Source organism: uncultured Agitococcus sp. (genome assembly GCF_937920075.1).
GTDB lineage: Bacteria > Pseudomonadota > Gammaproteobacteria > Pseudomonadales > Moraxellaceae > Agitococcus.
Map to the genome: position 1 here is coordinate 1 of NZ_CALETI010000306.1, position 5,171 is coordinate 5,171.

Consider the following 5,171-nt stretch of genomic DNA (forward strand, 5'->3'; position numbering starts at 1 on the left):
TACGCATTTCACCGAAATTAACGCGTTTTGTGAACGAAAAAATCGTTGAAAACGATTATTTGGTGAGCAAATAAGCGATAACCGCGTAAGTCCTATTAATGTAGCATTCTAGGCACAGCAAGACTAAAAGCAGGGATTGCTGCTTCGAAATGCTGGCCTTGCTCATCAATCATGCCATAAGAACCGTGCATACTACCGACAGGCGTTTTTAAAATAGCACCGCTACTATATTTATAAGTCGAACCCGCCTCGATTTGTGGTTGCTCACCGACAACACCGTCACCACGAACTTCTTCGGTACGGGCTTCACCATCGGTAATAATCCAATGGCGGGTTAATAATTGAGCCTTTTTGGCACCTTGATTTTGAATACTAATATGGTAAGCAAACACAAAACGACTGTCTTGTGGGCTAGATTGCTCGGCTAAATACTCACTTTTAACGCTGACAATAATTTGGTGTTCGGTATTAGACATGTCGGTTTAACTGATTAGTAAGTTGCACAAATTGTTGAACGCTTAAAACCTCAGCACGCAAGCTGGGATCAATATCGACTGCAATAAAATCAGCATCCTCCGCTAATCCTTTTAAACAGTTACGCAAGGTTTTGCGACGTTGATTAAAGGCTGTGCTGACAATATGTTGCAGTAAAGTTTCATTTTGGCAATTATACGGTGAATTTTGCCAAGGTGTTAAGCGTACAACCGCAGATTGTACTTTAGGTGGTGGATTAAATGCTTCGGGTGGTACATCTAATAACCAATCCACTTGGCAACGATACTGTACCATCACACTTAAACGACCATAATCGGCGGTTGCGGGTTCACCAGCTAAACGGTCAACGACTTCTTTTTGTAGCATAAACGTCATGTCTTTGACGATATGGCTAAAGCTCAACAAATGAAAGATTAATGGTGTAGAAATATTGTAAGGGAGATTGCCAACGATTCTTAAAGGATGTTCGATGCTTGCTAATTGTGCAAAATCAAAGTTTAAGGCATCAGCTTGGTGCAAATGTAGTTCGCCTAAACCTGCTAAGGTATTTGGCAAACGAGCGGCTAAATCACGATCAAGCTCAATAACATGAAGTTTTTGACAAGCAGGTAATAAAAAGCGGGTTAATGCTGCTAAACCAGGCCCAATTTCAACCATATTGTCACCCACTTGTGGGGCAATGGCATGAACAATATTATTGATGACGTTATCATCTTCTAAAAAGTTTTGGCCAAAACGTTTGCGAGCTTTGTGGCCGTGTAAGGAGTCGGTCATGATTTGTCAGTCATCAAAAAATTTGTGAAATTATACATGAATAGCAAGACTTCCGCATTTCATCGAATTTAGTGTGTTTTCATCATCCACTGATTTTTTTGTTTGAAGTGTTGATCTAGAAAAAATAAAACCTCAACAGCCTCTCAAGGTTGTTATTGAAAACAATGTTTTTCTGAGTAGTTTAGTCGGGTATAATAGAAAAGCTATTTACTTGAGTGCAATTGCTATGTCATCGTCCAGCCTATCTATTTCAGGTTCTGCAGTTAAGCCTTTATTCGCCTATGATAAATATTGGGCAGAATGTTTTGGTGCAGCACCATTTTTGCCTATGAGTCGTGCTGAAATGGATAGTTTGGGCTGGGATGCTTGCGACATTATTTTGGTAACGGGTGATGCTTATGTTGATCATCCGAGCTTTGGTATGGCTATTATTGGCCGTTTATTAGAAGCACAGGGTTTTAGAGTTGGGATTATTGCTCAGCCTGATTGGAATTCGGCGCAAGACTTTAAAAAGCTTGGCGAGCCAACGCTATTTTTTGGGGTCACCGCAGGCAATATGGATTCGATGATTAACCGTTATACGGCTGATCGTAAAATCCGCTCTGATGATGCCTATTCTCCGCATGGTGAGGGTGGTAAACGTCCCGATCGTTGTTCTTTAGTGTATGCCCAACGCACCCGTGAAGCGTATCCACATATTCCGATTGTGATGGGCGGTATCGAAGCCAGTTTGCGTCGTATTGCCCATTATGATTATTGGCAAGATAAAGTGCGTCGTTCGCTGTTGTTAGATGCTAAAGCAGATGTATTAGTGTTTGGTAATGCTGAACGAGCCATTGTTGATATTGCTCATCGTTTAGCCAATGGTGATAACATTCGCAGTATTACTGATATTCGTGGTACGGCTTTTATGCGTCGTGATACGCCAGAAGGTTGGTTTGAATTAGATTCAACCAATGTTGATGAAGTCGGGCGTGTTGACCCTATCATTAATCCTTATGTAAATACCCAAGATCTTGCAGTTTGTGAAGTCGAAAAAAGCAAGGGTTTGACCGAAACTGATGTGCAAGTTGTTACCCTGCAACCAAGTAAAGCATTAAAGCACCGTTTGCCTGCACGTGATAAAACGGTGATTCGTTTGCCTGCCTATGAACAGGTTAAAAATGATCCTGTGATGTATGCTCATGCCAATCGTGTTTTACATTTAGAAACTAACCCTGGCAATGCGCGTGCTTTAGTGCAACGTCACGGTGAGCAAGAAGTGTGGCTCAATCCACCACCGATTCCGTTAAGCACTGAAGAAATGGACTATGTCTTTGACTTGCCTTATGCACGAATTCCTCATCCTGTTTATGGTGATGCCAAAATTCCTGCTTATGAGATGATTCGTTTCTCGGTCAATATTATGCGTGGCTGTTTTGGTGGGTGTACCTTCTGTTCGATTACTGAGCATGAAGGTCGGATTATTCAAAACCGTTCCGAAGACAGCATTATTCGTGAAATCGAAAAAATGCGTGAAGTACCGGGTTTTACGGGTGTGGTGTCTGACTTGGGCGGGCCTACCGCCAATATGTATCGCTTGGCGTGTAAATCACCCAAGATTGAAGCGGCTTGTCGCAAACCCTCTTGTGTTTATCCTGATATTTGTGAAAACCTGAATACCGACCATTCGCATCTTATTCAATTGTATCGTCGTGCGCGGCAGCTCAAAGGCGTTAAAAAAATTCTCATTGGTTCAGGTTTACGTTATGACTTAGCGGTGCGTTCACCTGAATATGTGCGTGAGTTAGTGACCCATCATGTCGGTGGCTACTTAAAAATTGCGCCCGAACATACCGAAGAGGGTGTTTTATCAAAAATGATGAAGCCTGGTATTGGCACTTATGACAAATTCAAGCAACTGTTTGAGCGTTTTTCTAAAGAAGCAGGCAAAGAACAATATTTGATTCCCTACTTTATTGCCGCCCACCCAGGCACACGCGATGAAGACATGATGAATTTGGCGATTTGGTTAAAGAAAAATGGCTTTAGAGCTGACCAAGTACAAACCTTTTACCCTTCGCCAATGGCAACGGCTACTGCGATGTATCATTCGGGTAAAAATCCACTCAAAAAAGTGACGCGCAAAAGCGAAGCGGTGGAGATTGTCAAAGGTGAGCGTCGTCGTCGTTTGCATAAAGCGTTTTTACGTTATCACGACCCGAATAATTGGCCAATGTTACGTGAAGCCTTAAAAGAAATGGGACGAGCGGATTTAATTGGTAATGGCAAACATCACTTAATTCCCAATTATCAACCGCAAACTGATGGTGTTTATCAAAGCGCACGGAAGAAAAACTCTTCTACTGAACAAGGGGTTTCTCAGAAAGTCACTGCGAAAAAAGGCCGCATTTTAACCCAACATACAGGCTTACCACCGCGTGAAGGTGTGGATAAAAACAAGGTAAAACGACCTGTTAAAAAACGAGGTTGATTTTTATGGCTAATTCGCACCTTTTGCAATAATTATTTTAATCGCTGTTTTTTGTGTTATTGGCCGTTACAATAGTGGCTATACAGACTATGTGATTTAAAGATATGAGTATTAATTGGTTTCCCGGCCACATGAACAAGGCTATTCGTGAAATTAGAGAAATTTTACCAAAAGTGGATTTGGTGATTGAAGTTTTAGATGCTCGTTTACCCTATAGCAGTTCTAATCCTGTTATTGCGCAGTTTTGTAGTGATAAACCCAGCTTAAAATTATTGACCAAAAGTGATTTAGCCGATCCGATTATTACCGAACAATGGTTGGCTTATTTTAGACAACAGAGCCAAACCCAAGCGTTGGCGATTACTTCCGAAAAGCCTGAACAAATTCGTGGCTTAATTGGTGATATTAAACAGATGTTGGCTGGTAAAGAGGATAAGTTAGGCAATTTGACCGCCTTAATTACGGGTATTCCCAACGTTGGTAAATCGACCTTAATTAATACTTTAGCAGGTAAACAAATTGCTAAAGCCGCTAACGAACCTGCGGTGACTCAAGGTCAACAACGGATTGATTTGCGAAATGGTTTAATTTTAATTGATTCACCAGGTATTTTGTGGCCAAAAATTGAAAATCCAAAAAGTGGTTATCGTTTAGCCTTGGCAGGTTCAATTAAAAATACTGCCATGAACCATGAAGATGTCGCTTGTTTTGGTGCTGAATTCTTTTTAAAACATTATCCTGACTTAATGAAAAAACGTTTTAAATTAGAGGATTTGCCTAGCCATGAAGTGGAGTTTTTAGAAATTATTGGCAAACAACGCGGTTGTTTGGGTAGTGGTGGTTATGTCGATTTTCATAAAATTGCCACTATTTTACTATTAGAGTTTAGAAGTGCAATTTTAGGTCGTATCAGCCTAGAAACCCCCGAAGTCGCCATTGCAGAGCAGCAAGAAGTCGAGCGGATTTTGGCCGAAAAAGCCGTACAAAAAGAGTTGGAAGGCCAACAAAAAAAGAGACGTAAACGTTAATTGATTTTTAATCAGATGCATTGGGGGAAATAGATCATGTTGAAAAAAATACTTTTGATGACTGTCATTATGGCTAATATAGCTAATGCAGATGAAATAACGATTGAAAATAATCAATTAAAGTTTAGCCAATCTTTAATGTTTGCCACACAGACCGAGGAATTATTGCCTGAGAACAAGGCAACTATTGAACAAGTTAAAACCTTTTTAGAGAAAAAATCATATATCTCTACCATTCGTATAGAAGGCCATGTTAATGCTTTTGAAGATGAACAAAAGAATTTGTTGCTCAGTGCAGAGCGTGGTTTATCGGTGGCTAAAGCCTTAGTCGAAGCAGGGGTTGATTGCCAACGTTTATTAATTAGTGCCTTTGGTAGCAGCAAACCTATTGAAGCTAACTC

General features: G+C 40.6%; 5 protein-coding genes. 3 read left to right on the forward strand and 2 right to left on the reverse strand.

Annotated elements, in window-relative coordinates:
* Positions 1–95: 95 nt before the first annotated feature.
* Positions 96–476, reverse strand: coding sequence for a Co2+/Mg2+ efflux protein ApaG (gene apaG / locus Q0212_RS10670; RefSeq protein WP_297925263.1), 381 nt, complete (start codon positions 474–476; stop codon positions 96–98).
* Positions 469–1,269, reverse strand: a complete 801-nt coding sequence (gene rsmA, locus Q0212_RS10675; RefSeq protein WP_297925264.1) for a 16S rRNA (adenine(1518)-N(6)/adenine(1519)-N(6))-dimethyltransferase RsmA — start codon at positions 1,267–1,269, stop codon at positions 469–471. The genes apaG and rsmA overlap by 8 nt, the downstream gene beginning before the upstream one ends.
* Positions 1,270–1,495: 226 nt before the next feature.
* Here rsmA and Q0212_RS10680 point away from each other — a divergent pair, with 226 nt between their 5' ends.
* From Q0212_RS10680 to Q0212_RS10690, 3 genes are all read left to right on the forward strand, one after another.
* Complete coding sequence (locus Q0212_RS10680; RefSeq protein ID WP_297925266.1) at positions 1,496–3,742, forward strand: YgiQ family radical SAM protein; 2,247 nt, start codon at positions 1,496–1,498, stop codon at positions 3,740–3,742.
* Between the two features lie 104 nt (positions 3,743–3,846).
* Positions 3,847–4,770, forward strand: coding sequence for a ribosome biogenesis GTPase YlqF (gene ylqF, locus Q0212_RS10685; protein ID WP_297925268.1), 924 nt, complete (start codon positions 3,847–3,849; stop codon positions 4,768–4,770).
* 36 nt (positions 4,771–4,806) lie between these two features.
* On the forward strand, positions 4,807–5,171 hold a 365-nt coding region (locus Q0212_RS10690), incomplete at its 3' end, for an OmpA family protein (protein WP_297925269.1).

Coding starts and splice junctions, on each gene's coding strand:
- ylqF (WP_297925268.1), top strand. CDS start 3,847: ATGAGTATTAATTGGTTTCCCGGCCACATGAACAAGGCTATTCGTGAA.
- Q0212_RS10680 (WP_297925266.1), top strand. CDS start 1,496: ATGTCATCGTCCAGCCTATCTATTTCAGGTTCTGCAGTTAAGCCTTTA.
- rsmA (WP_297925264.1), bottom strand. CDS start 1,269: ATGACCGACTCCTTACACGGCCACAAAGCTCGCAAACGTTTTGGCCAA.
- apaG (WP_297925263.1), bottom strand. CDS start 476: ATGTCTAATACCGAACACCAAATTATTGTCAGCGTTAAAAGTGAGTAT.